Source organism: Aquimarina agarivorans (genome assembly GCF_000218485.1).
Lineage (GTDB): Bacteria > Bacteroidota > Bacteroidia > Flavobacteriales > Flavobacteriaceae > Aquimarina > Aquimarina agarivorans.
On the sequence record NZ_AFPB01000043.1, the window covers coordinates 1 to 3,942 of the forward strand.

Here is a 3,942-nt window from a genome sequence, read left to right on the forward strand (position 1 = left end):
TTATAGCCTTTTTTTATTTCCATATTTCCCACCATTTCTTTTTGTTAATAGGCATAATAGGAGTTTCTTTCTTTGCTTTTTCAACTCTAGGTTTTACTTTATACTCTTCAAAGACATTTCCATTAAAGTCAAATTTGTATCGATTATATTCCCAGTCTGTTGCTAGGATATAGTCATCATAAACTACAAAATCATCTATACCTTCTGGGGTAGTCCAAATGTCTCGTCCCCTTTTTTGCCAAATAATTTTCCCGTCTTTGTTTAGTCTTGTTATTTCAAGTTCTCCGTGTACAACATAATCTGCATCTAAAGAATGAATTCCGAAGCAAGTCATTGTATCTGCTTTCGTTTTCCATTCTAAGTTTAATTCAGGAATCGACAATTTAAAAACCTTATCTGAGCAACATATTACAAGTCCTTCATAACTTATCATAGTTGAATCCATATAAATTCCAGTAGCTCCACCATCTGAACCGATAATACAATCGCTTATCAATTTTTCGTCTTCAAATATCTTAATTCCAAAAACAGAGGTCAATTCATTATTGTCTTCCTTAATGTACTCTTTTGAATATTTATACCAATTGTCTGTTGAGTCAAATCGATAATCGTTTTCTTCAAATATACTTATTGTGTATTTTTCAAGTATTAATATTTCTGAAGGTTCTTTCATTCAGTTTCAGGGCTTATTTTTAATTGGCTATAACGTTAGGTGTATGATTAGTGCGGGAATTAAAAGTAATGAACTTTCGATTAAGCACTTAGCCAAAACTTTTTATTTTGTTTTATCTTTTTTATTGTAAATCTAAATCAAAAAGATTTGGCGGACTTAATTAAAAAGCTCCAAACTTTGGATTAAGAACCAAAACCCGTATTAATTATAGCCATTGTTGTAAACAGTGCCTTTAGTTAATTGAAACCAATATACTCAATTTTCCAGAGCCTTTGTTTGTTTCGATTTTCAGAGTGAAACTTTCAAAGTCCCAAACTCGACCATACCATTTATCAGATTGTATTAAATCTTTTTCTTTTTCCCATTCAAATTTTTCCTTGAAATACTTATCAGCTCCAAATATGTCTACTGCATTATTAACAACTAATTCATATTCTCTGATGAAAGTGAAACTAGAATAGTTTTCCGTTTTTCTATAAAAGTATAAATAGTTTTTGCCATTTTCTTGAATATTATCTATTCTGTTGAAAAAGCCTAAATAGTTATGAAATGGTTTTATTGTATTAGTGTTTCGATTAATTTCAATTGATTTATAAGAATCGACAATTAGACCATTTTTAATATCGTTTATTAATAGTTCAGAAAAAGTATTTTGGTCTTTTTCTTCTTTTTCTACAATGAAATCAAATGAATTAATAAAATCATCTATGTGCATAACCTTTGTGTCAATTTCCAAAAGTTTGTAAAGAGCTCTAGTTTTTTTGAGAAAACCAGCATCATCAGATACAACGCAGTCACAATAAGCTGCATAATAGCTATGAATTCCATCATTAAGCATATTATTAAATCTTACGCTTTTAGATGGTTCTTTACTAATGCCTAGTAAGTCGAGTGTAAAATATGCATTAGTAAAAAAATCATATTTTGATATTTCCTTGTCTCCATTTGGATTAAGGTTGCTATTTACATATTCAATGAATGTCTTTTGAAGATGTGAATCTTTTAATTCTTCGTTGAAATTAATTTCATCGTAATCAATTGTAAATTTTCCGTTATTGAAATGTTTGTCAGTTACATTTCTCAAACCTTTATATACGGATTTGTCTTCCTGCATATTTTTAAGCATTCCCATAAAATGTTCACTCCATTTCATTAATGACATAGGTTCTTTTCCGAATGGAAGTAACTTGCTTAACGGATCGGTAATTTTAGAATCAACATTTTCTAGTCCTGGGAAATTAAAATCCAATTTGGTATCAGTAAATAAAGTTTTTGCAGATTCAATCTTTTCTTTATCCTCAGTACTTAAATCGCTTGTGTCGAAATCAAAAATGCTAGAAAAATCAATTTCGTCTGAATTTTTCTCGACATCCGCAAAAGCTTCGAGAGGTCTAGCTAGATAACAAGATGTCTTTTTTTTAATTGCGTGATAAGATAGATAGTTGTCATTAACAATAGAATCAATAAATTTTAGTTCCGAGTATTTAATATCGGTTTTATCATTCTTTAAATCGAGAAGATGTGCGTGAGAGTAACAAAATAAACTTGCCTTTTGAGTTCTGATTTTATTCAATAATTTGACATATTGGCTTTTTTCTTGCTTAAAAAGATGACTGAAAATCTGTTTGTCAAAATATATTCTTACCATTCGATTTTTTCAGCATTGTTTACAACGTTCCGGCTATGATTAGTGCGGCGAGGAAATTCAGTGAATTTCAAGCCAGCACAAGCAAAAGCTTTTGCCGTTTTTTAGTTTGAATTTAAAAATAAGAAAAAAGCTTTTGCGACAATACAAATCAGCCAACATTTCGGCTAGCACTTGCTCTCGCATTAATTATAGCCATTGTTAGCTTTTCGGTTTTTTATTATTTAGAGTAATTTAGTTTTTAATATTTTGAAATCAAGTTTTTTTCCATTTCTCTCTACTTTAATTTCTAAAAAATCATTTTTAAGATCAAGGATGTTTTCAAATATTTCGCAATATTTCTCTTCTGTTATATTAATATAATTTTGATTTTCTATCTGTAGTATTTTATCTCCATTTTTGATTAGTTTAGAAGCATTTGAAGATTCAATAATTGAATTTACATAGATACCTTTTTTTTCATATAGAGTAGAAAAACCATAACTTATAAAAGAGTCATTACCAGCAATATCTTTTTCTATTAATTTAATTTTTTTAGTTTTCCAATTTAAGATTACTCTGTAGTTTTTGAAGAAATCTAAACCTAAATTATTTCCACTTTCTTTATTTACTGTTGCAAATAAGTTTTTTATAGTATGGTTTCCTATTCTCATTTCATCAATTATTATGTGATGAAACTCTTCAATGTCAGAACGTCCAAAAGCACCAAAATTTTTGCCATAACCTTTAACAATTTGTTTGATTTTTTTATTTTTAATCTGTTTTTTGAAGTAATCAGCTCTAAGTAAGTTACTACCAGAATTTCCGAAATCAACTGTATTATTTAATATTTTTTGCCCATTTATATTAATTGTTACAGAAGGTATTCCTGCAGTTCCAATATATAGTTTTGATGAAATTGTTTTTGAAGGAAGGTGAAGCTTTTTTTCATCGCTTGTTATTGTTATCAATTGATTTTTAAAATCAAAATCCCAAACAGCTTTTCTCATTAAGTTAGAACCAATAATTCCGTCTATTTTTGTACATTTAATTTCGGTTATTGCATTAAGGTCAACTATTGCAGCAATAGTTTTCTGAAAATCAATGTCCTTTATTTTGATATTATTTATTCTAGTGTATTTTGTAGAATTACTTTTCTTATTAATATCTTTTATGTCTTCAGTTCCTAATGGATTTAAGTTTAATTCTTGAGCAAATTCATTAGTGATAAGATTTGATGAGCCAGTGTCTAAGAGAAAATTGTAGGTTTTGTTTTGGATTTCTACTTCTATTATAATCCAACCATTAATATAAGTAAATGGAATTGTGGTTTTAAAGTCTTTTTGAAAAACATTTCCTTGCTTTAATATTTTATTAATTTGGGCCTTTACAGAGCTTGATAGAAATATAGCTGCTAAAATTAGGTATAATGTTTTTTTCATTTTTTTACTGAAAGCTAACGGACTTGTGTATGAAACGTAGCGTGCAAAAAGACACTGACTTTTCGGATTAACACAGAGCCGAATTTTTATATTTTGTTTTTAATTTTTCTCTTTTAAAAAGCCAAATTAAAAATTTGGCGGACTTTCTAAATATAAACAAACCTTTTAGTTAAACACTTATCAGCTATGTTTTATACACCGTG

The 3,942-nt window shown here is 28.4% G+C and carries 3 protein-coding genes; all 3 read right to left on the minus strand.

Annotated elements, in window-relative coordinates:
* Window positions 1-13: 13 nt before the first annotated feature.
* The 3 genes from GMC_RS0101955 to GMC_RS18685 all read right to left on the minus strand — a co-directional run bounded on the left by GMC_RS0101955 (window position 14) and on the right by GMC_RS18685 (window position 3,739).
* Window positions 14-673: a hypothetical protein gene (locus tag GMC_RS0101955; RefSeq protein WP_010520557.1), complete on the minus strand. Its 660-nt coding sequence runs from the start codon at window positions 671-673 to the stop codon at window positions 14-16.
* A 232-nt stretch (window positions 674-905) separates the two neighbouring features.
* On the minus strand, window positions 906-2,321 hold the full coding sequence (locus GMC_RS0101960; RefSeq protein WP_010520558.1) for a hypothetical protein: 1,416 nt from the start codon (window positions 2,319-2,321) through the stop codon (window positions 906-908).
* Between the two features lie 221 nt (window positions 2,322-2,542).
* Entirely contained in the window at window positions 2,543-3,739 is a 1,197-nt protein-coding gene (locus tag GMC_RS18685; protein ID WP_010520559.1) for an aspartyl protease family protein, read from the minus strand.
* Window positions 3,740-3,942 lie beyond the last annotated feature (203 nt).